General features: G+C 33.5%; 21 protein-coding genes. 19 read left to right on the forward strand and 2 right to left on the reverse strand.

The annotated features are described in order from the left end of the window. The first annotated feature begins 72 nt into the window (after window positions 1–72). The 18 genes from BLP44_RS02685 to BLP44_RS02770 all read left to right on the forward strand — a co-directional run bounded on the left by BLP44_RS02685 (window position 73) and on the right by BLP44_RS02770 (window position 18,734). Complete coding sequence (locus tag BLP44_RS02685; RefSeq protein ID WP_091129011.1) at window positions 73–1,215, forward strand: beta-ketoacyl synthase N-terminal-like domain-containing protein; 1,143 nt, start codon at window positions 73–75, stop codon at window positions 1,213–1,215. Window positions 1,216–1,314: 99 nt separating this feature from the next. Continuing rightward, window positions 1,315–1,791 carry a hypothetical protein gene (locus BLP44_RS02690; RefSeq protein WP_091129016.1) on the forward strand — a complete coding sequence of 159 codons (477 nt, stop codon included), beginning with the start codon at window positions 1,315–1,317 and terminating at the stop codon, window positions 1,789–1,791. Between the two features lie 2 nt (window positions 1,792–1,793). Next, window positions 1,794–2,411 carry a 3-oxoacyl-ACP synthase gene (locus BLP44_RS02695; protein WP_091129019.1) on the forward strand — a complete coding sequence of 206 codons (618 nt, stop codon included), beginning with the start codon at window positions 1,794–1,796 and terminating at the stop codon, window positions 2,409–2,411. Window positions 2,412–2,413: 2 nt separating this feature from the next. Next, the gene (locus BLP44_RS02700; protein ID WP_008465883.1) at window positions 2,414–2,671 is read left to right on the forward strand and encodes a phosphopantetheine-binding protein; all 258 of its coding nucleotides are present in this window, start codon (window positions 2,414–2,416) and stop codon (window positions 2,669–2,671) included. Between the two features lie 140 nt (window positions 2,672–2,811). Then, the gene (locus BLP44_RS02705; protein ID WP_091129022.1) at window positions 2,812–4,008 is read left to right on the forward strand and encodes a beta-ketoacyl-[acyl-carrier-protein] synthase family protein; all 1,197 of its coding nucleotides are present in this window, start codon (window positions 2,812–2,814) and stop codon (window positions 4,006–4,008) included. Then, a complete protein-coding gene (locus BLP44_RS02710; protein ID WP_091129025.1) occupies window positions 4,008–5,072 on the forward strand; it encodes a beta-ketoacyl synthase N-terminal-like domain-containing protein in 1,065 nt (354 codons plus the stop codon). The genes BLP44_RS02705 and BLP44_RS02710 overlap by 1 nt, the downstream gene beginning before the upstream one ends. Further along, window positions 5,069–5,845, forward strand: a complete 777-nt coding sequence (locus tag BLP44_RS02715) for a polysaccharide deacetylase family protein (RefSeq protein WP_091129029.1) — start codon at window positions 5,069–5,071, stop codon at window positions 5,843–5,845. Before BLP44_RS02710 ends, BLP44_RS02715 begins: the two co-directional genes overlap by 4 nt. A 119-nt stretch (window positions 5,846–5,964) precedes the next feature. Then, a complete protein-coding gene (locus BLP44_RS02720) occupies window positions 5,965–6,591 on the forward strand; it encodes a flexirubin biosynthesis/transport protein LolA2 (protein WP_091129032.1) in 627 nt (208 codons plus the stop codon). Beyond that, window positions 6,557–7,192 carry a flexirubin biosynthesis protein LolB2 gene (locus BLP44_RS02725; RefSeq protein WP_091129036.1) on the forward strand — a complete coding sequence of 212 codons (636 nt, stop codon included), beginning with the start codon at window positions 6,557–6,559 and terminating at the stop codon, window positions 7,190–7,192. Before BLP44_RS02720 ends, BLP44_RS02725 begins: the two co-directional genes overlap by 35 nt. 37 nt (window positions 7,193–7,229) lie before the next feature. Then, window positions 7,230–7,817 carry a porin family protein gene (locus BLP44_RS02730; protein ID WP_066033150.1) on the forward strand — a complete coding sequence of 196 codons (588 nt, stop codon included), beginning with the start codon at window positions 7,230–7,232 and terminating at the stop codon, window positions 7,815–7,817. Between the two features lie 2 nt (window positions 7,818–7,819). Then, on the forward strand, window positions 7,820–8,431 hold the full coding sequence (locus tag BLP44_RS02735) for an outer membrane beta-barrel protein (protein WP_091129040.1): 612 nt from the start codon (window positions 7,820–7,822) through the stop codon (window positions 8,429–8,431). Window positions 8,432–8,436: 5 nt separating this feature from the next. Continuing rightward, entirely contained in the window at window positions 8,437–8,808 is a 372-nt protein-coding gene (locus BLP44_RS02740; protein WP_008465872.1) for an ApeI family dehydratase, read from the forward strand. Window positions 8,809–8,810: 2 nt separating this feature from the next. After that, the gene (locus BLP44_RS02745) at window positions 8,811–9,296 is read left to right on the forward strand and encodes a hypothetical protein (RefSeq protein WP_091129043.1); all 486 of its coding nucleotides are present in this window, start codon (window positions 8,811–8,813) and stop codon (window positions 9,294–9,296) included. A gap of 16 nt (window positions 9,297–9,312) precedes the next feature. Then, entirely contained in the window at window positions 9,313–10,488 is a 1,176-nt protein-coding gene (locus tag BLP44_RS02750; RefSeq protein WP_091129051.1) for a DUF2062 domain-containing protein, read from the forward strand. A gap of 89 nt (window positions 10,489–10,577) precedes the next feature. Further along, window positions 10,578–14,252, forward strand: coding sequence for a 1-acyl-sn-glycerol-3-phosphate acyltransferase (locus tag BLP44_RS02755; protein ID WP_091129057.1), 3,675 nt, complete (start codon window positions 10,578–10,580; stop codon window positions 14,250–14,252). After that, entirely contained in the window at window positions 14,252–15,769 is a 1,518-nt protein-coding gene (locus BLP44_RS02760; RefSeq protein ID WP_091129063.1) for a phytoene desaturase family protein, read from the forward strand. The genes BLP44_RS02755 and BLP44_RS02760 overlap by 1 nt, the downstream gene beginning before the upstream one ends. A gap of 5 nt (window positions 15,770–15,774) precedes the next feature. Further along, window positions 15,775–17,439 (forward strand): C45 family autoproteolytic acyltransferase/hydrolase, encoded by a 1,665-nt coding sequence (locus BLP44_RS02765; protein WP_091129067.1) that lies wholly within the window; start codon window positions 15,775–15,777, stop codon window positions 17,437–17,439. Continuing rightward, window positions 17,436–18,734, forward strand: coding sequence for a flexirubin biosynthesis putative acyl-CoA ligase FlxY (locus BLP44_RS02770; RefSeq protein ID WP_091129074.1), 1,299 nt, complete (start codon window positions 17,436–17,438; stop codon window positions 18,732–18,734). The genes BLP44_RS02765 and BLP44_RS02770 overlap by 4 nt, the downstream gene beginning before the upstream one ends. Window positions 18,735–18,772: 38 nt before the next feature. Here BLP44_RS02770 and BLP44_RS02775 read toward each other — a convergent pair whose 3' ends face one another. Beyond that, entirely contained in the window at window positions 18,773–19,855 is a 1,083-nt protein-coding gene (locus BLP44_RS02775) for a hypothetical protein (RefSeq protein WP_139159163.1), read from the reverse strand. Window positions 19,856–20,074: 219 nt separating this feature from the next. Between BLP44_RS02775 and dusB the strand changes: the two genes are divergently transcribed. Further along, the gene (gene dusB, locus BLP44_RS02780) at window positions 20,075–21,067 is read left to right on the forward strand and encodes a tRNA dihydrouridine synthase DusB (RefSeq protein WP_066035118.1); all 993 of its coding nucleotides are present in this window, start codon (window positions 20,075–20,077) and stop codon (window positions 21,065–21,067) included. Window positions 21,068–21,213: 146 nt separating this feature from the next. Here the strand turns inward: dusB and BLP44_RS02785 are convergent, their stop codons facing one another. Next, window positions 21,214–22,641 (reverse strand): MATE family efflux transporter, encoded by a 1,428-nt coding sequence (locus tag BLP44_RS02785; protein WP_091129085.1) that lies wholly within the window; start codon window positions 22,639–22,641, stop codon window positions 21,214–21,216. Window positions 22,642–22,813 lie beyond the last annotated feature (172 nt).

The raw sequence follows: 22,813 nt of genomic DNA on the forward strand, positions 1-22,813 counted from the left end.
AAAAATTAAAATCAGAATCTGCTTAATCTGCCAAATCTGCGAGCAAAAATTTCACGAAATTAGAATCATAAAATGTTAAGAGAAATATATATTAACGAAACTAACTGCATCACCCCTTTAGGTTTTGATGTTGAATCTAATATTAGCGCCATTCTTAATGGTGATTCTGGAATTCAGCTTCATAATGATGTTTCTTTGATGCCGAATCCGTTTTATGCTTCAATTATTTCTGATGAAAAAATAAACAGTGCTTTTTCAAAAATCAGCACTGAAACCAAATATTCGCGTTTAGAGAAAATGATGATTTTGGCTTTAGAACCGATTATCAAAAATTCTAATGTAGAATTAAATTCAAAAACAGCTTTTATACTTTCTACCACAAAAGGAAATGTAACCGCTCTAGCAAATGATTCTGAAGAAAGTTTCAACAACGCACATTTAGATGTTTTAGCTAAAAACGTTGCCGATTTCTTCGGATTCCAGACTCAACCCATTGTGGTTTCAAATGCATGCGTTTCTGGAATTTTAGCTGTTTCAGTGGCCAAAAGAATGATTCAATCTGAACTTTACGATACTATTTTTGTAGTGGCTGGCGACGAAGTTTCTGAATTTGTTCTGTCAGGTTTTAATGCTTTCCAAGCGATGAGCGAACTGCCTTGCAAGCCGTATTCTAAAAATAGAACCGGTGTAAGTTTAGGCGAAGCAACAGCAGCTGTTTTAGTTTCAGCGAATCTGGCAACTGCTAAAATAAAAGTGATTGGCGACAGTTCGATAAACGATGCCAATCATATTTCGGGTCCGTCAAGAACAGGTGAAGGTTTGTTTAGAAGTATTCAGAATGCTTTGAAAGAAGCGCAAATTGAAGCCAACAAATTAGATTATATTTCAGCACACGGAACTGCAACGCCTTACAATGACGAAATGGAAGCGATTGCTTTAAATCGTTTAGATTTACAAAATGTTCCCGTTAACAGTTTGAAAGGATTCTACGGTCATACACTTGGCGCTTCGGGATTATTGGAAACGGTAATTGCGATAGAATCTGCCAATCAAAACAAGCTTTTTGAATCAAAAGGTTTCGATGAAATTGGTGTTAGTGAAGATATCAATGTGATTGAGAAAAATGGAGAAAAGAAAATTGATTATTTTCTAAAAACGGCTTCTGGTTTTGGAGGTTGTAATACGGCGGTTGTTTTTGAAAAAATGAAACTCTAAATACACAAATTTTCACGAATTATTCAACTGTTCGGAAATTCCGAACAGTTCAAAAAAACTAACTTGCAAGGAAAACTTGCAAGTTCAAAATTTAAGCAAATGAATTTAGACGAATCTCTTTTTAAAAAAGCTTTAAAAATTCAAAATTTTGATAATGAAGTCATCAAAGTAACTGACAAAACAATCGAATTTCTAGAAAGTATTGGTTTATCTTCTGAAACAATAGAGTTTTTCAAAACGTTTTCTTTTAGAGAAGAGATTGAATTTGGAAATGTTTATTTCAATTGTGTAAATAGAATCAGAACTGAAAATCTCGAGGAAGAAAATAAAGAAATTTACAAAAATCACTTATTAATTATTGGCTCTGGACTTAATGGCGATCCAATTGTTTTAAATACAAAAACATTGAATGTTGGATATATTTTTCATGACATTCTTTGGGAAGAAGATAATATTGAAGATTTAAATAAAATTTATATTGACTTAAAAATGAGTGTTGGAACTTTCTTTTACAAATCAATTAGTAAAGAAGATTTTCCTGTTGACGCTTATGAAGCAGAAGATTATATAAAATAAAAATGACTCAAAACATATCCTACATACAATCCTACATCACCATTCAAAACAACGAAATTGTTTTGAACGGAACTTCTGTATTCAAAATTGAACCGACAGATTTTGCTGATTTCTCGAAACAAGCGTATCGTAATTTTGAAATGCAGTATCCAAAATTTTTCAAAATGGATGCTTTGAGCAAACTGGCTTTTTTAGGATCAGAATTGCTTTTGAGTCCGATAACCTCAACAGAGCAGGAAAATAATATCGCTTTGGTTTTAGCCAATAAATCGTCGAGTTTAGATACCGATGTAAAATATCAGGAATCTATTTCAGACAAAGAAAACTATTATCCGAGTCCAGCGGTCTTTGTTTATACGCTGCCAAATATTTGTTTGGGCGAAATAAGTATCCGCCATCAGCTGAAAAGTGAAAATTCTTTTTTTATATTTGATGCTTTCAATGCCGAATTTTTGTCGAACTATTCGGGGATTTTGTTAAACACAAATAAAGCAGATTCTGTTTTGTGTGGCTGGGTAGAATTTTTTAATGAGAGTTATAAAGCGTTTCTTTGCATCATAAGTGCAGACGAAAACACAAAATATAAAAACGAAACAATCAATACATTATACAATAAATAATCATGGAAGCATTAAAAGAAGAATTAAAAAATAAAATCATAACTACTTTAAACCTTGAAGATATCGCAGTTGAAGATATTGCAGATAACGACCCATTGTTTGGAGACGGTTTAGGTTTAGACTCGATTGATGCACTTGAATTGATCGTGATTTTAGATAAAGATTACGGAATTAAATTGGTTGACCCGAAAGAAGGAAAAGCTATTTTCCAGTCAATCGAAACTATGGCAGCATATATCAGCGCTAACAGAACGAAGTAAGACTTCTTAGACTCACTTAGATTTTTAGACTTCTTAGACAATGTTTTCCAAAAATCTAAGAAGTCTAATATCTAAAATTCTAAGCCAGTCTAAAAAAATCTAAGAAAGTCTAAAATTCTAACAATCTAAGAAGTCTAAAAATGAAAGGTGTTGCAATAACGGGAATGGGAATTATCTCTGCGATTGGCAATTCGGTTGAGGAAAATTATATTTCGCTGACCGAAAACAAAATCGGCATTTCTCGTATTCAAAATATTTCGACTGTTCACGCAGATATAATTAAAGTTGGCGAAATCAAAAAAACCAACGAAGAGCTTATCGATGAACTGAAATTAAATGAGAATAATAACTTCTCCAGAACGGCTATGATTGGCACTTTGGCAGCAAAACAAGCTGTTGAAAATGCTGGCATTACCGATATCAATGAATTTAGAACCGGACTTATCTCAGCTACGAGCGTGGGCGGAATGGATATGACGGAAAGACATTATTACGATTATTTCGAAAAGCCAGAACTGGTTAAATATATCACTTGTCATGACGGCGGAGATGTTGCCGAAAAAATTGCTGAAGAATTAGGTTTAAAAGGAATGGTAACGACTATTTCTACGGCTTGTTCATCTGCGGCCAATTCGATTATGTTGGGTGCAAGATTGATCAAAACGGGGAAATTAGATCGAGTAATTGTAGGCGGTGCCGATGCTTTGGCAAAATTCACCATCAACGGATTCAAAACTCTGATGATTTTATCTGACGATTACAACAAACCTTTTGACAATACAAGAAAAGGATTAAATCTTGGGGAAGCTGCTGCATTTTTGGTTTTAGAATCGGATGAAATTGTAGAAAAGCAAAACAAAAAAGTGCTGGCAAGAGTTTCGGGTTACGGAAATGCAAACGACGCTTTTCACCAGACTGCTTCTTCAGAAAATGGAGACGGCGCTTATTTGGCGATGAAAAAAGCGTTTGATGTTTCGGGTTTAAAACCTTCTGAAATTGATTACATTAACGTTCACGGAACTGCAACTCCGAACAACGATTTGTCTGAGGGAAGAGCTTTACTTCGAATTTATGAAAACGAAAAAGTTCCAGATTTTAGTTCTACAAAACCTTTTACGGGACATACTTTAGCGGCGGCGGCGGCTATTGAAGCTGTTTACAGTGTTTTGGCAATTCAAAATAATGTGGTTTATCCAAATTTGAATTTTGAAGTTCCGATGGAAGAATTTGATTTGAAACCGCAGACAACTTTAAAAAATAAAAACATCGAACACGTTTTATCCAACTCTTTTGGTTTTGGAGGAAACTGTTCAACTCTTATATTTTCAAAAAGCTAATGACAAAAAAAACATATATAAATGGAGTAGGCTGTATTTCGACTCAAAAAACATTTGATACTGTTTTTTTGGAAGAGGCCAATGTTAATCACGACGAAAATGTACTGGCAATTGTTCCGCCATCGTACAAAGATTATATTACGCCAGCTGCAAGCCGACGCATGGCAAAAGGCGTAAAAAACGGAATCGTAGCTTCGGCTTTGGCTATGAAAGATGCGAATGTTGAAAGCGTTGATGCGATTATTACAGGAACTGGTTTAGGATGTATTGAAGATTCTGAAAAATTCCTGAAAAGCATTTTAGATAATAACGAAGAGTTTTTAACTCCGACTTCTTTTATTCAATCTACTCACAATACAGTTGGTGCGCAGATTGCACTTTTACAGCAATGTAAAGGTTATAATTTTACGTATGTTAATGGTGCAGTTTCTTTTGAATCGGCTCTTATTGATGCAAAAATGCAAATTGAAGAAGATGAAGCTAATTCGATTTTAGTGGGAGGCGTAGATGAAAATGGAGATTATACCACTTCCCTTTTTAAATTAAACGGCCGTATTAAAGCAGATAATAATGCTCCTTACGATGTTTTAAATTCTACAACAAGTGGAGCTGTTTATGGCGAAGGCGCTAGTTTTTTTGTTTTAGAAAACGAAAGAAAAGAAAACACTTATGCCGAACTTCTAGACGTTTCTATTGTAAATACTTTGGAAGAAAATGAAGTTGAAGCAGCCATTCAATCATTTTTAAAATATAATAATTTAGAAATTTCAGATATCGATGCCATAGTTTTAGGTTTTGATGGAAATGCTGATTTTGAAAATTATTATAGAAATCTTACCAAAAATTCGTTTGCACAAACTCCTATTTTATATTACAAACATTTGAGTGGCGAATATGATACGGCTTCGGCTTTTGCTTTTTGGATGGCTTCTAAAATATTGAAAATTCAAGAAATTCCTGAAATCGCAAAAGTAAATACTGTCGAAAAATCAGAGTACAAAACGATTTTATTATACAATCAATTAAACGGAAAAAACCATAGTTTTACGCTGCTGTCAAAATGATAACGCACAAAAACATATCGCTGTTTTTTATCTTTTTATTGCTTTTATTGTTTCTTCTGAATCTTTACATCGCAATTCATTTTCTGTGGTTTATTGTTATAATTCTAATTTGGATTGGAATAAATGCTTTTGGTTCTGCACGAATTTCTTCCAATTATCATGTAAAAGCATTTTGCAGTAATCCGTTCGAAACAGAAAAAAAAATCGCGCTTACTTTTGATGACGGTCCGAGCATTTATACTTTGGACGTTTTAGCGCTTCTGAAAAAATACAATGCCAAAGCGACTTTTTTCTGCATTGGAAAAAACATTGAAATGCATCCTGAAATCCTTCAAAAAGTAATTTCCGAAGGTCATTTAGTTGGAAATCATTCGTACTCGCATTCTAAATTTTTTGATTTTTATAATGCTAAAAAAATAACCGAAGAAATTAAAAGGACAGATACGCTTCTGGAAAAATTCACTTCCAAAAAAATCAACTTCTTTCGTCCGCCTTATGGAGTTACGACGCCTTCAATCAGAAGGGCTTTAAAAGTAACGGGACATAAAACAATTGGTTGGAATATCCGTTCTCTTGATGGAGGAACCCAAAATCAGGAATTAATTTTCAATCGGTTAATTAAACATATTTCTCCTGGCGGAATCGTACTTTTGCACGACACAGGCGAGCACTCTGTTTTGGTCTTGGAACAGTTTTTGCAATTTTTACAGCAAAATAATTATCAAGTCGTTTCGATTGAAGAACTTTTGAATCTTAAAGCTTATGAAAATTGAACGCGGATGAAACAGATTCGCTTTCGCGAAGACGCGGATAAAACCGGATTTTATTAAATTAAAATTCGTGGAAATTGGTGTAATTCGCGGCAGAATAATAAGCACATTTTTGAAAAAATATGAAAACTAAAATAGCATTACTCATTCTATTTATATCTAGCAATTTGTTCGCGCAAGAACAAAAAATGACCGATGCCGAAATCGCGTCTTTTAAGCAAGACGTGAATGTCGTGGCGAAAAAAATCAAAACCTTAACTACTGATTTTGTTCAGTACAAGCATTTAGACTTTTTATCGAAAGACATTGAAACTTCAGGAAAAATGGTTTTTAAAGAACCAGCTTTACTTCAATGGCAATATAAAAAACCGTACAACTACAGCATTACTTTCAAAAACGGGAAAATTTTAATTAATGACGAAGGAAAGAAAAGCGCTGTTGATATTGGAAACAGTAAAATCTTCGCTCGAATCAATAAATTAATTGTGGGAAGCGTAAGCGGAAATATGTTTGATGACAAAGAATTTACGATTTCGTATTTTAAAGTGAAAGGTCAGAATCTGGCGAAATTCATTCCGAAAGATGCGACGCTGAAAAAATATATTAAACAAATTGAACTGACTTTTGATAAAGAAGAAGCAACTGTTGTTCAGGTAAAACTGTTAGAATCATCTGAAGATTATACTAGAATTGTACTTAAAAATAAAGTGATCAATGCAAAAATCGACGATTCAGTTTTTACTAATTAATTGCTTTCTGGCAATTGTTTTAATTTCTTGCGGCTCAGTTACAAAAAATTATACGCCTAAAAAATTAGATAAAACATCTTATACAGTTCCGTATTTCACAGATTCAAAAACCGATTATGTTTATAAAACCAATATCAGTGTTTACGGAAATGAATTGTCTGGAATTTTCATTGCCAAGAAAATAAACGACACGACACACCGAATTGTTTTTACTACCGAATTCGGAAATAAATTGATGGATTTTGAAATTTCAGAAACCGATTTTAAAATCAATTCTATTGTTTCAGAATTAGATAGAAAAATATTAATCAACACTTTAAAAGAAGATTTTAGACTGCTTTTAAAGAAAGAATATCCGATTCAGGAACAATTTGAAAACTCTTCAAATGACATTTACAAATCGGCAGATGGAAAACGGGACAATTATATTTTTATCTCCAAAAAAGATCAGAAATTAGAAAAGATCGTTCATGCTTCTAAAACAAAAGAAAAATTTACACTACTTTTCAATTCAGAAAACAATATTTTTGCTGAAAAGATCCAAATCATCCATCAGAATATTAAACTGAAAATTGAGCTGAATTATTTCAAATCAGAATAGAAAATTAAACAAACCATAAACTTTAAATCAATTAAAAATGAGAAATTTTGTTGTACTTGCATTTGTTTTATTAATCGGAATCCAGGCAGAAGCGCAGGTAAAAGTTAGCCCTGGACTTAGAGGCGGTTTGAATATATCAACACTAAGCAATATTGATGATAACAGTTCTAAAACTGATTTTTATGTTGGTGGATTGGTAAATATTAAATTCAATAGATTTTTTTCGGTTCAGCCAGAATTAAATTATTCAAGACAAGGTGATGAAGGAAGATACTTTGAAAATGGTCGTTATTATTCTGAAAAGTATGAGTTGAATTATATAACACTTGGAGCGGTTGCAAAATTTAACTTTAACGGTGGCGGTTTTCATCTGTTAGCAGGGCCATCTTTAGATTTAAAAGTTAGTGATAACTATATAAACACTAAACCTGAAGATTACGATCTTTCATTTGTTGGAGGTGTTGGTTATACTTTGCCAAATGGCTTAACTTTTGAAGCTCGATTCAAACAAGGGTTAATTGATATTTATGGTTACGATGGAATCGACGATGGTTATTATTATGATCAAGTAATTTTAAATCAGGTTTTCCAGCTTGGTATTAGTTATACGTTTAAAACAAAATAAAAATGAACAAAAGAATATTCTTCTTTTTTGCTGTTTTTTTTACGGTTTTAAATATTCAGGCTCAAGTATCGGCGAAACCTGGTTTAAGAGCAGGATTTAGTTTTTCGACCATTTCTGAAATGCATGCCGATTATAAAACTGATTTTTATGCTGGTGGTTTTACTGATATTAAGATTACAAAAATTTACTCGCTACAGCCAGAAATTAATTATAGCAGACAAGGTTCTAATAATGTTGCGCGAAATTATTATGACGAAGCTAGTCAAACCAATAAGGTAGAATATTTGGATTTGGATATCAATTATTTGTCACTTTCTGTAATCAATAAATTTACTCTGCCACAAGGAATTCAGTTTCAAGCGGGACCAACTTTAGATATTTTATTAAATGATAATCTTGCGGTTAGAAAAGCACAAAATGATCTTGGTTTGGTTTTAGGTGTTGCTTATGCTCTGCCTTCTGGATTAACATTTGAAGCTCGATTTAAAAAAGGTTTGCTTGATGTTTTAAGCAGCGATTATTATCAAAATGACTCCAATAATTATTATTTATTTGGAGATTATAACACAAATATTAATTTTCAGTTAGGAGTTTCCTACTCATTTGGAAAATAAAAAATATGATTTTACAAGATTTTTATAAAATACTATCAGAAGAAAAAATATCTGATTCAAAATATATTGTTACCATTTTAGTCAATGAAAAACATGAGGTTTTTAAAGGGCATTTCCCTGGAAATCCTATTATGCCTGGTGTTTGCATGATTCAGATTATCAAAGAACTTACAGAATCGATTACCAAAAGTTCATTGATGATTCAGTCTTTGGCGAATGTAAAATTTATGGCACTTATTAATCCTGAAGTTACACCAGAATTAAGATTGGAGCTTGATGTTACAACAACTGAAGACGGTTTAGTAAAAGTGAAAAACACGACTTACTTTAACGACACAACAGCTCTTAAATTGAGTAATGTGTACAAAAAAATATAATTATGAAACTATTATTGACATTCCTTTTATGGGTTAATTTTGCTGGAACGCCAGATTTGGCTTCGATCCGCAAAATGTATGCTGATGTAGCAAAATCAGAAAGCAATGCCAAAGATTTTGTCGCAAAACTTTCTGGAGTTTCAAATAACGATGATAAAATTTTAGTGGCTTACAAAGCAGCTTCAATTTTAGTAGATTCTAAATTTGAAAAGAAATTAAGGCAAAAAATGGATCGTTTTAAAGAAGGTGCAAAATTGCTTGAAGCAACGATAAAAAGTGACCCAAGTAATATTGAAATGAGAATGATCCGATTAAGCGTTCAGCAAGATGTTCCTGCTATTACGGGTTATAAGAAAAATATAAAAGAAGATAAAAAATTCATAACAACCTATTATGCATCACAAGGTGCCGCTTTGAAAGATTATCTTAAAGACTTTGTTTTACAATCTGAAAGTTTCTCTGAAAAAGAGAAGCAATTTGTAAAGTAAGCTCAAAAAATACCACATGAAATCACAGCAAGAATTACTTAGTTCGATTCACTTTTGCGTTATTGTGCCTACTTACAATAACCAAAAAACACTGAAAAAAGTACTGGATTCTATTTTAGATTTCACCACAAATATTATCATTGTCAATGACGGCTCGACTGATTCTACTAGCGAAATTTTAAAATCGTATTCGCAAGTGACTCAAATTCATCATCCTAAAAATTTAGGAAAAGGACGAGCGCTAAGAAATGGATTTAGAAAAGCGTTGGAACTGGGTTTTGAATATGCCATTACAATCGATTCTGACGGACAGCATTTTGCCGCTGATATTCCTGTTTTCTTGAAAGCAATACAAGACGAGCCAAACGCTCTCTTGATTGGAAGCCGAAATATGACGCAGGAAAATGTTCCGAAGAAAAGCAGTTTCGGAAACAAGTTTTCTAACTTTTGGTTCAAGTTTGAAACTGGAATCAAGCTAGACGATACACAGTCCGGATTTAGATTATATCCGCTTCGATTGCTTCCAAAACGTTTTTTCACTAATAAATTTGAATTTGAAATCGAAGTTATTGTGCGTGCAGCATGGAAAGGAATTGTGGTAAAAAACATTCCGATTCAGGTTTTGTATGATCCTGCTGAAAGAGTTTCGCATTTTCGTCCGTTTCAAGATTTTACCCGAATTAGCATTTTAAATACGGTTTTGGTGACCAATGCCTTGCTGTATATAAAACCAAGAGACTTTTTTAGAAGAGCAAAAAAAAAAGGTTTTAAAAAATTCTTTCTAGAAGATATTTTAGAAAGCAACGATTCTAATTTTAAAAAATCAGCTGCAATTGCGCTTGGTATTTTTATCGGACTTTCTCCTTTTTGGGGATTTCAGACCGTATTGCTTTTTACGTTTGCAGCTTTGTTCAGACTTAACAAAGTCATTGCTTATCTCACTTCAAACGTAAGTTTTCCGCCTTTTATACCGTTTATTATTTATGCTTCGCTTCAAGTTGGGAGTGTTTTTGTCAGCAGTGAAACGCCACTGGTTTTGGACAGTTCAATAACTCTTGACGATATTCAAAAAAATGCTACGCAATATATCGTAGGAAGTCTTATTTTAGCAACCGTTTCAGCACTATCAGTTGGCTTTATAAGTTATTTGCTTTTAACGGCTTTTAGTTCTAAAAACAAAACAAATATTTAAGCTATGTTTCCTTCGAATTTCACAAATTAGCACAAATTAATTCGTGAAAATTCGTGAAATTCGTGGCTTAAAAAACTTAAGCGATAATCATGCATCAATATTTCTACGCCATTCATTTGTTTGTTAATCGAAGAAAATCTCTTTCGGTGCTATTGGCTATTTTGATGCTTTTGGTTTTTGGATTTTTCGCTTCAAGATTAAAGTTTGAAGAAGATATCACCAAACTTATTCCAACAAACGACAAAACCGATGTTACCGCCAAAGTTTTAAAACAATTAAACTTTGCCGATAAAACCACCGTAATTTTTAGCTTAGATAAAAATGGTTCTGCAGATGATTTGAAGGAAATGGCAACCATTTTTTCAGACAGCGTTGCTAAGTCCTGCAAACCTTACATAACGGGAATTCAGGGAAAAATTGACGAAGAAAACATTCAAGAAACTATTGATTTTGTTTACAATAATTTGCCGCTTTTTCTAGATGACAAAGATTATGATGCTATCGAAAAGAAACTCCAAAAAGACAGTATTGCAGCAACCGTTCAAGGAAATTACAAATCGATTATTTCTCCGTCTGGATTTATTACCAAAGATTTTATTCTGCAAGATCCGTTTGGGATTTCTTTTATCGCTTTAAAAAAATTACAGCAATTAAATATTGGAGACGATTTTACGCTTGAAAATGGTTTTGTAATGACAAAGGATAAAAAGAAATTATTGCTTTTTATCACTTCTAATATTCCATCTAGCGAGACAGAAAAGAATACCATTTTTGCTGAAAAACTAAAATCAATTCAGGAAAATCTAAATACGCAGTTTAAAGGAAAAACTTCTGTCAGTTATTTTGGTTCTGCTTTAATTGCCGTTGCCAATGCTAAACAAATTAAGGGAGATATTATTCTCACGACTTCAATTGCGATGTTTACCTTAATGCTAATCCTAATTTTATTTTATCGAAAACTGTTAATTCCGCTGATTATATTTTTGCCGACAGTTTTTGGAGGTTTGTTTGCGGTTGCGTTCCTATACTTCGTTAGAGAACAAATCTCAGCAATTTCATTAGGAATCGGTTCAATTTTACTCGGAATTACGATTGATTATTCCATTCATATTCTCACACATTACAAGCATAACAGCGATGTAAAAACTTTGTACAAAGACATTACAATGCCTGTCATTATGAGTAGTTCTACTACTGCTGTTGCGTTTTTGTGTCTGCTTTTTGTAAAATCGGATGCGCTAAATGATCTCGGAATTTTTGCCGCCGTTATCGTTATTGCTTCTGCTGTTTTCTCGCTTTTAATTGTTCCGCATTTATACAAACCAAAAGAAAATCCTGCAGATCATAAAAAGAATGTGATCGATAAAATGGCTCATTTTTCTTTTCACAATAATAAAATCTTAATCGCACTTTGTGTTATCATTACCATAATTTGCTGTTTCACTTATAATGATGTTGGTTTTAATAACGATTTGTCACAGCTGAATTTTATTCCGAAAGAAATTAAAGCGGCCGAAAAACAGTTGGAAGAAAGTACGAGTTTAACTTCCAAAACGATTTATGTTGCTTCTTACGGAAAAACTATGGAAGAAGCTTTGCAGCATAACAGCAAACTTTTTGACGATTTATCCAAAGAAAAAAATCAGAAGAGAATTTTAAATTTCAGTTCTGCTGGCGGAATTGTATTTGCTCAAAAAGAACAAATCGAAAAAATTGAAAAGTGGAATTCGTTTTGGACTCCGCAAAAAAAACAATTCATACAATCAGAATTAATTGCTGAAGGATCAAAACTTGGCTTTAAACCCACAACTTACAATTTATTTTTTGATCATTTAGATTTTGACTTCAAACCTGTTTCGGCAGATGAATTTTTAAAAATTAAAGCACTTCAATTACAAGAATTTATAACCGAAAAAAATGGCTTTTATACCATTTCAACTTTAGTAAAAGTATCACCAGAACAACGAGATGCTTTTGTAAAATTGGCCTCTGCAAAAGAAAACGTAATTGCAATTGACCGTCAGCAGATGAACGAAACATTTTTCAGCAATCTAAAAACCGATTTTAATTCGTTGGTAAATTATTCTTTTGTAGCGGTAATTTTAATTCTATTTTTCTTTTTTCGAAGAATCGAATTGGTAATTATCAGCTGTATTCCAATTGCTTTGACCGGAATTGTAACAGCTGGAATTATGGGCATTTTTGGCATTCAGATGAACATTTTCAGTATGATTGTCTGCACCTTAATTTTTGGTCATGGAGTCGATTTTAGTATTTTCATGACCAGTGCATTGCAAAAAGAATATACTAATGGCGTTAACGAAATTGCCATTTATAGAACCTCAATTATTCTGGCGGTAATCACAACCATTTTAGGAATTGGTGCGATGATTTTTGCCAAACATCCCGCGCTTACTTCAATTTCACTGGTTTCATTAATCGGAGTTTTTGCTGCGCTGATCATTACTTTTATTTTCTATCCGATTTTATTCAAACTGTTTTTATCCAATCGCCCGAAAAAAGGAAATCCGCCATTTCAATTGCGAACTTTTGTTCATGGCGTAATTTCCTTTGCGTATTATGGTTTGGGCGGAATCGTAATGTCGATTTTCAGCTTTACGATTATGCCGATTTTGCCTTTCAGCAAAAAATCAAAAATGAAAACTTTCCGATATGTGATTTCAAAATTCATGAAATCGGTTTTGTATTCAAATCCGTTTATTCGCAAAAAAGTCGTTAATAACTTCAATGAAACTTTCGAAAAACCAGCCGTAATTATTGCCAATCATTCTTCTTTTTTGGACATTTTAGCCATCGGAATGTTAAGTCCAAAAATCATTTTCTTGGTAAGCGACTGGGTTTACAACTCTCCTATTTTTGGCGGTGTTGTGAGAAAAGCAGGTTTTTATCCTGTTTCTGAAGGTCTTGAAGGCGGAGTCGAACATTTGCGTAAAAAAGTAAACGAAGGATATTCTTTGATGGTTTTTCCAGAAGGAACGCGATCAGAAAATAATGTGGTAAAACGATTCCATAAAGGAGCATTCTTCCTTGCCGAAGAATTTAAAATAGATATTATTCCTATTGTTATTCATGGCGCATCAGAATTAATTCCGAAAGGCGATTTTGTCATTCATCACGGAAAGTTGACGGTTACCATTTTAGAAAGAATCACGCCTGATAATTTTTCATTTGGAGCCAATTATGTTGAAAGAACCAAGCAAATAAGCACTTTCTTTAAAGCTGAATACCGCAAAATAAGACAAGAACTTGAAGGTCCTGATTATTTCAAAAAAATGCTTATTAACAGCTACGATTATAAAGAAATCGAGGTTGGAAATAGCGTGAAAAAGGATTTAAAACAAAATCTAGAAAGGTATTACAGCTTAAACAAATACATTCAGCCAAAAGCAAAAATCCTACATTTAGCAAACGATTTTGGGCAATTGGATGTTTTACTGGCTTTACAGGAACCACAGCGAAAAATATTTTCTTTTATAAATGATGAAGAAAAATTGCTGGTTGCCAAAACGAATTATATTGTTACAAAGAGAAAAATATTCTATCTCGACAATTTAGAATCGGCACTTGAAAATCATTACGATATTCTTTTAGTTTCAGACGAAGATTATCAGGATCAAATCGGAAAAGTAATTTCGAAAGCTGCTTCTATAATTTTAGTGAATTGTTCCCATTTAAGAAATCAGTTTGAGGATTTTGAAATTGTTTCTGAAGAAAATGCTTTATTAGTTTTAAAGAAAAAATAATGAAAAAACAATACGATGTAGTTATAATTGGCAGCGGTTTAGGCGGATTGGTTTCTGCCGTTATTCTGGCAAAAGAAGGCTACAGCGTTTGTGTACTCGAAAAAAACAATCAATATGGAGGAAATCTGCAGACTTTCGTAAGAGATAAAACCATTTTTGATACGGGAATTCATTACATCGGAGGTTTAGGCGAAGGCCAAAATCTCCATCAATATTTCAAATATATTGGAATAATGGATCATTTGAATCTGAAAAAAATGGACGAAAATGGTTTTGATATGATTTCTTTTGATGACGATAAAACCGAATATCCGCATGCGCAAGGTTTCGAAAATTTCATTCAACAGCTAACCAATTTATTTCCTGAAGAAAAAGAAAATCTAGAACGTTATTGCCAGAAAATAAAAGCGGTTTGCAAAACATTTCCGCTTTACAATCTGGAATCTCAAGGAAAATATGACGATGAAATTTTAATGCTTAACGCAAAAGAAACCATCGATTCTTTTACTGAAAATGAAAAGCTAAAAGCAATTTTGGCAGGTTCTAATTTTCTCTATGCGGGAATTCCTGATAAATCGCCTTTTTATGTTCATGCTCTTATTGTCAATTCCTACATAGAAAGTTCATGGCGCTGTATAAATGGCGGAAGCCAAATTACCAAACAATTGCTGAAACAACTTAAAAAATTTGGCGGAGAATTTTTTAAACATAAAGAAGTCACAAAAATTGAAGTTGAAGACCAAAAGGTAAATTCGGTACAAATGAAAGACGGAACCAAGGTTTCGGGAACGTTTTTTATTTCGAATATCGAACCGAAAACGACTTTAAAAATGGCCGGCCAGGAAAATTTCAGAAAACCATTTTTCAATAGAATTCAAAATCTCGAAAACGTACTTTCTGCTTTTAGTTTATACATTGTTTTTAAACCTAAAACTTTCAAATATATCAATCATAATTATTACCATTTTAAAAGTGCAAATGATGTTTGGGCCGCACACGAATACGACGAAAATTCATGGCCCAAAACCTTTATGGCATGTATGAATCCGTCGAAAAAAGATGAGGAATGGGCAGACGGAATGACATTTTTGACCTATATGAAATATGATGATGTCAAAGCTTGGGAAAACACTTTCAACACTACTTTCGAAGAAAATGATCGCGGAGAAAGTTATGACGAATTCAAAGCCAAAAAAGCCGAAAAGCTTTTAAAAGAAATCGAAAAAAAATTCCCAGGCATAAAAGATTGCATCAAATCGGTTCATACTTCTACGCCACTTTCTTACCGCGATTACATTGGTGGAGACGGTGGAAATATGTACGGATATGTTAAAGATTCAAATAATCCAATGAAAACTTTGATTCCAAACAAAACTAAAATAGAAAATCTTTATCTTACAGGCCAAAGTATTAATATGCACGGTGTCTTGGGTGTTACAGTTGGAGCGGTCATAACTTGCTCTGAAATTGTAGGAAAAGAATATCTGCTGGAAAAAATAAAAAAAGCATCTGAATAATTATTATGAAAAACCGCATCCTATATATTTTCTTCGTCGGTTTTTTTAGTTTGCTGACTTCCTGCGGTACTTCAAAATCAAAAAAACATACGCCTGATATTACCGCTTTCAACAATACAAAACCTGTTGTAAACAAATTATCTGACAGTATTTTTCTTTCTGGAAAAAATTCGCTTTTAAAAAATAAACAAGGTCTTTGGGAATTATATGTAGAAGGTGATCCTCTCGAAATTGGACTTTCTACTGGTGCTTTGACTGATTCGCTTTTGCACAAACAGCAACGCATTTTTTTCTCTAAAATTACCGATTTGATACCTTCAAAATTTCAGCAAAAACTGCTTCGCCAGTTTCTGAAATGGTACAATCGAAAATTGTATTTGAATGTTCCCGACGAATATCAAACGGAGATTTATGGCGTTTCGCAATATACTTCGAATGATTTTGATAATATCGCACCTCAATATCAGCGCAGTTTGTATCTGCATGCAGCGCACGATATTGGGCACGCTTTACAGGATTTAGCTTTGGTTGGCTGTTCTTCTTTTGCTGCTTGGAATGAAAAATCGGAAGATGGAAATTTAATTCTTGCTCGAAATTTTGATTTTTATGTCAATGACGCTTTCGCGGAAAATAAAATCGTGGCCTTTATAAAACCAGAAGAAGGTTATCCGTTTATGATGGTCACTTGGCCCGGAATGATTGGCGCCGTTTCTGGAATGAATTATGAAGGGTTGACCGTAACGATAAACGCTTCGAAATCTAAAATTCCGCTTAGCGCGAAAACGCCAATTTCCATCTTAACTCGCGAAATTTTACAGCATGCTAAAAATTTAGACGAGGCTGTTGCAATCGCAAAAAAAAGAAAAGTATTTGTCTCTGAATCGATTATGGTCGGAAGTGCCAATGACAACAAAGCGATTTTAATTGAAGTTTCTCCAAATAAAATGGACGTTTATGATGTTCCAAACAGCGATCAATTAATTTGTTCCAATCATTTTCAAGGCGAAGCTTTTAAAGAAGATAAAAGAAATCTGGAACAAATTGCCAACAGCCATTCTAAATACCGTTACGAAAGAATGCAGGAATTGCTATCTGAAAATCCCAAAGTAAATCCTGAAATTGCTTCGGAAATTCTTCGAAACAAAGAAGGCTTAAAGGACATTTCTTTAGGATATGGAAATGAAAAAGCCTTGAACCAACTGCTGGCGCATCACGGAATTATATTTAAACCAAAAGAAAAGTTGGTTTGGGTTTCTGCAAATCCCTATCAATTGGGCGAGTTTGTCTGTTATGATTTAAATGAGATTTTTGGAGAAAACAGAAATACAGTAAAATCTTTTCAAAAGGAAAATTTAAACATTGCCAAAGATCCTTTCTTAGAAACAACTGCCTTTCAGAATTTTAAAGAATTCAAAATAGAAGATCATAAAATGGACTCGATTTTAAAAAAGAAAGAAACTGTTTCTCCAGAATTTCTTGAAGATTATCAAGCACTAAACCCTAATTATTGGGTTGTATATTATAAGGTAGGATTGTACTTTTACCAAAAAAAGGAATTTCTTCAGGCAAAGCTTAATTTTGAAAAAGCTTTAAGCCACGAAATCACTACAGTTCCGCAAAAAGAAGAGATTGAAAAATATTTAAAAAAAGTCAAAAGAAAAGTACAATGATTCCAGCAATAGAAAAAGATTCTTTAGAAGAGATTAAAATTTTTCAAGAAAAAAAATTAGCCGAACTTTTAGCTTATATCGGCGAAAATTCTCCTTTTTATAAAAGACTTTTTGCAGGACAGAATATTGATATTTCGAAAGTAAAAACGCTGGAAGATTTACAGCATTTACCTGTTACCACCAAAGAAGATTTACAGCAATATAATGATGATTTTTTGTGTGTTCCGCAGCATAAAATTATCGATTACGCCTCAACATCGGGAACTTTAGGAGATCCTGTTACTTTTGGCCTAACCGATTCTGATTTGGATCGTTTGGCTTATAATGAAGCGATTTCTTTTGCCTGTGCCGGAATTGCAGAAGGCGATGTGGTGCAATTAATGACTACAATCGACAGGAAATTTATGGCTGGCTTGGCTTATTTTCTAGGTTTAAGAAAACTGAAAGTTGGCGTAATTCGTGTTGGAGCCGGAATTCCAGAAATGCAATGGGATTCGATTTTAAAATACAATCCGAGTTATCTGATTACAGTTCCCTCTTTTCTTTTGAAATTAATTGAATACGCCGAAATGCACGGAATCGATTATAACAATTCGAGCATAAAAGGTGCCATCTGCATTGGAGAATCTTTGAGAGAACAGGATTTTTCAATGAATATTTTATCCAAAAAAATTACAGATAAATGGAATATTAAGTTGTTTTCGACTTATGCCTCTACTGAAATGAGTACTGCTTTTACAGAATGCGAACATGGAAAAGGCGGACATCATCATCCAGAATTGATCATTGTAGAAGTTTTAGACGAAAATAATCAGCCTGTAAAAAATGGAGAAACTGGAGAACTTACTTTTACTACTTTAGGAATTGAGGCGATGCCTTTACTGCGTTTCAAAACAGGCGATATGGTTCAGTTTCATGACGAGCCTTGCGCTTGTGGCAGAAATACTTTACGCGTTGGACCAGTTGTTGGTCGCAAAAAACAAATGATTAAATATAAAGGAACAACATTGTATCCGCCAGCGATGAACGATGTTTTGAGCAGTTTTGACAATATCGAAAATCATTTGATTGAAATCTCTACAAACGATTTAGGTACCGATGAAATCCTAATTAAAATTGCCGTTAAAAATCAAACCCCAGAATTTTTACAGGAAATAAAAGATCATTTTAGAGCCAAATTAAGAGTTACGCCAAAAATAGAATTTGCTTCAAAAGAAGTTTTAAATCCGTTAGTTTTTAATCCAATGAGCAGAAAACCAATTCGTTTTTTTGATTACAGAAAAACTTCTGTTTAGGAGATAAAAAAAGCCTAGTTTTAAACTAGGCTTTTCTATTATAAAGCTTCTTCTAATACACCTGTTGATTGGACTACCATCGGCTGCGTTGAAAATGACTGGCCATTTGCATCAATTACTCTTAAATATAAATTATAATAAATAGATTTAATTGATGTTTTTGTCAATAAATATAAAGCAGAACCTGTTCCAACTTGCAAATAAAATGAATCTGGATCTTGTTGACGCTTAAGCCACCATGTAAGTTGATATGGCGCTGTTCCTCCACTAACCGTTGCAGTCCAAGAACCCATTGATGTTTTTGTTACATAAGTAGAACCCGTAAAGCTTGCTGCAGGAGATGGCGGAGTGTTTGATGCTAAAGTAAAATTATATGAACTAGTAACCGTTTTTGGAAATGATGTATTATTTATTATTACATTTCTTTGATGTGTAGCACTTAAACCAACAGTATAGCTACCTGCTACTGCATTGTCTTTCACTTTAAGAGTAATACTGCTACCATTGTTTGATACTAACTCTAAATTTGCTGTATTATAAGTCCAAATATATTGTATTTCTAATTCAGCTGCAAAGTGTTGAAGTGAAACTGTAAAAGTCTGTCCTCTTACGGGAGCAGTGGCTGGAGTATTTAAATCTACATTTAAAGCATAAGTCCTATAATAACTTTTTGCAGTATTCAGATAATAATATCCAATACAATTTCTATAAAGACCTGTTAACCCTTGTTTAGAATAAACAGTTGTATTTCCACTATCTGTAATAATGGCAGCGTGATCTACAGCTCTATAATCTTTCGCATTATAACCAGCAAGTTCATTCCAGTATAGAACCTTGGTTGCTTTATTACTGTAATCTTCTTTAAATATTCCTGAATCAATATATGCCGCATATATTTCCGCATTGTCCATTGTTTTTTTCACTCCTGTTTCACTTAAAGAAAAAGCGAGTCCAAAGCAGTTGTAAGTATCATCTGCAGCACCAATTAGAGTAGGTGTACTACAATCTTCGGCTAAAATTTTTTGTGTAGTTGTGCTGCTTTTTACGGTTGAAACAACTTCTGCTTCTTGTTTAATGGTTTCCTCAGAACAGGAAAAAAATGTCAAAACGACAAATGACATCATCAATAATTTAAAATTTTTCATAGGATTAAATGGTATTGGGGGTTTGTTAGTGTTAAACCAAATATATAATAATTTAAGATAAATCCTATGTTACAAATCAAAATATTGTAAAAGTATATTTACAAGTAAAACCTTTATCCTTTGTTAATCTGCACCTTTAACCTCAATTTGGCACAAATTGAACTAAATGTTGTAATTTTGCAAAAAATTACGAAGATGGTCAAGATTGGCAACATAGAATTACCCGAATTTCCTTTATTACTAGCACCGATGGAAGATGTTAGCGATCCGCCGTTTCGCAGGTTATGCAAAACACACGGAGCAGACATGATGTACTCTGAATTTATTTCATCGGAAGGATTAATTCGTGACGCTATAAAAAGCCGCATGAAGCTGGATATTTTTGATTACGAACGCCCTGTCGGAATTCAGATTTTTGGTGGTGATGAAGAAGCAATGGAAATGTCATCTAAAATCGTTTCAACTGTAAAACCAGATTTAGTGGATATCAATTTTGGATGTCCAGTAAAAAAAGTCGTTTGCCGTGGCGCAGGTGCAGGAGTCTTAAAAGATGTTGATTTGATGGTTCGTTTGACAAAAGCGGTTATCAAAGGAACTGATTTGCCTGTTACAGTAAAAACACGTTTAGGCTGGGATGAAAACTCTATCAACATTGATGAAGTTGCAGAAAGACTTCAAGACATTGGTGTTCAAGCCTTAACAATTCACGCTAGAACCCGTGCTCAAATGTATAAAGGCCATTCTGACTGGTCACATATTGCGCGTGTCAAAAACAACCCAAGAATTACAATGCCAATTTTCGGAAATGGCGATATCGACAGCCCAGAAAAAGCATTACAATATAAAAACGAATACGGAATTGACGGTATCATGATCGGCCGTGCAGCCATTGGCTATCCGTGGATTTTTAATGAGATAAAACACTATTTCAAAACAGGGGAACACTTACCTGCTCCAACGGTTATTGATCGTGTTGAAGCGGCAAGAAATCATTTAAAATGGTCTATGGAATGGAAAGGCGAACGCTTAGGAATTGTAGAAATGCGTCGTCATTATACTAATTATTTCAAAGGAATTCATTCGTTTAAAGAATTCAAACAAAAACTAGTTACCACAGATGCTCCTGAAGATTTATTCGCTATTATGAAAGAAATCGAGGAAGTTTATGCAGGATATGAATTTGTTTAAAAATCTCATAACAAAAGTTTAAATCTTTGTCGAGCTTCTTATGGAGATTTCTCCTTCGTCGAAATGACAAAAAATACGCAAATTAACTTTGACAAAAAATATTGATACAAAAAAAGACCTTCAAAATTGAAGGTCTTTTTCTTTTGTTATACTTGTACCCTCTTCCACTTTCCTCTTTTATAGAAAACAATTCCAGTTAAAGTAATTGCGGTTTCTGCAACAGGAATGGCAATAAAAACTCCTGTTGGTCCCATATTGAAATGCTTCGCTAAAACAAAAGCCAGCGGAATTTGAAATAGCCAAAACCCGAAGAAGTTAATTCCTGTTGGTGTCCAGGTATCTCCTGCTCCATTAAAAGTATTGATTAAAACCATTCCAATTCCGTAGAAAATAAATCCTATGCTCATAATCTGCAAAGCTTCAATCGCAATGGTTTTGACCTGCTGATCATTCGTGAAAAACGAAATAATATATTGTCCAAAAACCAAAGTAATAATCATAATCGAAGCCATGAAAATTACATTATATCTTGCGGTTGCATAAACGGATTTTTCGGCACGCTCAATTTGTTTCGCCCCTAGATTTTGACCAACCAAAGTTGCGGCGGCATTGCTCAATCCCCACGCAGGAAGAATAAAAAACATCATAATTCTCAAAGCAGTCTGGTATCCCGCAGAACCGTGGTCTCCACCAGTTGTTGCGACTAACTGAGCTAAGAAAATCCAGCTGCAAGAAGCAATTACAAATTGTAAAATTCCAGGTGCAGCAATTTTTATTAAAGCTTTTATCTGTGTAAAATCTGGAGCGAAATATGGTATTTTGATTTTTAAAATGCTATTGCCAAAAAACAAATGATAGACTTGGTATAAAACCCCGATGCTTCTTCCAATTGTTGTTGCCAGAGCAGCGCCAACCAGTCCGAAAGCAGGAACTGGTCCAAAACCATTAATTAAAATCGGGCATAAAATAATGTTGCAAATATTGGCAATCCAAAGACTTTTCATAGCAATTGCAGCATTTCCAGCTCCGCGAAAAATTCCATTTATTAAGAACAAAAGCATAATACACAAACTAGAACCAATCATAATTTGAGTAAATCGAAAACCATGTTCGGCAGATTCTACAGAAGAACCCATTAAAATCAAAATATCTTTTGCGTATATAATTCCGAGAATGCTCATTACACTATTAATAGCAAAAGCTACAATAATGGCTTGCATTCCCGCTTTTGCAGCGGCAACTGGATCTTTTTCTCCAATACGTCTTGCTACAACTGCTGTTGCGGCCATGCTCATTCCGATCGCAAGCGAATAAATTACAGTCAATACCGATTCGGTCAAACCAACAGTCTGAATAGCAAAACTGCTGTGTTCCAAATGTCCGACGAAATATAAATCGACCAAAGCAAAAACCGATTCCATCATCATTTCCAAAACCATCGGAATGGCTAATAGAATTACAGCTTTTTTAATACTTCCAGAAGTATAATCAAATGAATCATCGCCTTTTAAGGCTTGTTTTAAAGTGGTAAAAATTTTAGAAAAGAAGCTTTTCTTTATAGTTGTTTCTGTCATGATTATTTAGGATAAATGATAAAATTGGTCCAGATGTAATTTTCAATCTGAACTAAAAAGTAAAACGTAAGTATCCTAATTATTCTAAAAAATAAAATAGGATTAGGCAGAAACAATCATATGCTGTAGATTTTCAAGGCGGTAAATATAAGTAATATTTTTAAAGGAGAAA

The sequence above is a fragment of the Flavobacterium anhuiense genome, from assembly GCF_900101855.1.
Taxonomy (GTDB): domain Bacteria; phylum Bacteroidota; class Bacteroidia; order Flavobacteriales; family Flavobacteriaceae; genus Flavobacterium; species Flavobacterium anhuiense.

What these genes read in the sequence shown, in the direction of transcription:
- BLP44_RS02685 (WP_091129011.1), top strand. Translation starts at nt 73, where the DNA reads ATGTTAAGAGAAATATATATTAACGAAACTAACTGCATCACCCCTTTA.
- BLP44_RS02690 (WP_091129016.1), top strand. Translation starts at nt 1,315, where the DNA reads ATGAATTTAGACGAATCTCTTTTTAAAAAAGCTTTAAAAATTCAAAAT.
- BLP44_RS02695 (WP_091129019.1), top strand. Translation starts at nt 1,794, where the DNA reads ATGACTCAAAACATATCCTACATACAATCCTACATCACCATTCAAAAC.
- BLP44_RS02700 (WP_008465883.1), top strand. Translation starts at nt 2,414, where the DNA reads ATGGAAGCATTAAAAGAAGAATTAAAAAATAAAATCATAACTACTTTA.
- BLP44_RS02705 (WP_091129022.1), top strand. Translation starts at nt 2,812, where the DNA reads ATGAAAGGTGTTGCAATAACGGGAATGGGAATTATCTCTGCGATTGGC.
- BLP44_RS02710 (WP_091129025.1), top strand. Translation starts at nt 4,008, where the DNA reads ATGACAAAAAAAACATATATAAATGGAGTAGGCTGTATTTCGACTCAA.
- BLP44_RS02715 (WP_091129029.1), top strand. Translation starts at nt 5,069, where the DNA reads ATGATAACGCACAAAAACATATCGCTGTTTTTTATCTTTTTATTGCTT.
- BLP44_RS02720 (WP_091129032.1), top strand. Translation starts at nt 5,965, where the DNA reads ATGAAAACTAAAATAGCATTACTCATTCTATTTATATCTAGCAATTTG.
- BLP44_RS02725 (WP_091129036.1), top strand. Translation starts at nt 6,557, where the DNA reads ATGCAAAAATCGACGATTCAGTTTTTACTAATTAATTGCTTTCTGGCA.
- BLP44_RS02730 (WP_066033150.1), top strand. Translation starts at nt 7,230, where the DNA reads ATGAGAAATTTTGTTGTACTTGCATTTGTTTTATTAATCGGAATCCAG.
- BLP44_RS02735 (WP_091129040.1), top strand. Translation starts at nt 7,820, where the DNA reads ATGAACAAAAGAATATTCTTCTTTTTTGCTGTTTTTTTTACGGTTTTA.
- BLP44_RS02740 (WP_008465872.1), top strand. Translation starts at nt 8,437, where the DNA reads ATGATTTTACAAGATTTTTATAAAATACTATCAGAAGAAAAAATATCT.
- BLP44_RS02745 (WP_091129043.1), top strand. Translation starts at nt 8,811, where the DNA reads ATGAAACTATTATTGACATTCCTTTTATGGGTTAATTTTGCTGGAACG.
- BLP44_RS02750 (WP_091129051.1), top strand. Translation starts at nt 9,313, where the DNA reads ATGAAATCACAGCAAGAATTACTTAGTTCGATTCACTTTTGCGTTATT.
- BLP44_RS02755 (WP_091129057.1), top strand. Translation starts at nt 10,578, where the DNA reads ATGCATCAATATTTCTACGCCATTCATTTGTTTGTTAATCGAAGAAAA.
- BLP44_RS02760 (WP_091129063.1), top strand. Translation starts at nt 14,252, where the DNA reads ATGAAAAAACAATACGATGTAGTTATAATTGGCAGCGGTTTAGGCGGA.
- BLP44_RS02765 (WP_091129067.1), top strand. Translation starts at nt 15,775, where the DNA reads ATGAAAAACCGCATCCTATATATTTTCTTCGTCGGTTTTTTTAGTTTG.
- BLP44_RS02770 (WP_091129074.1), top strand. Translation starts at nt 17,436, where the DNA reads ATGATTCCAGCAATAGAAAAAGATTCTTTAGAAGAGATTAAAATTTTT.
- BLP44_RS02775 (WP_139159163.1), bottom strand. Translation starts at nt 19,855, where the DNA reads ATGTCATTTGTCGTTTTGACATTTTTTTCCTGTTCTGAGGAAACCATT.
- dusB (WP_066035118.1), top strand. Translation starts at nt 20,075, where the DNA reads ATGGTCAAGATTGGCAACATAGAATTACCCGAATTTCCTTTATTACTA.
- BLP44_RS02785 (WP_091129085.1), bottom strand. Translation starts at nt 22,641, where the DNA reads ATGACAGAAACAACTATAAAGAAAAGCTTCTTTTCTAAAATTTTTACC.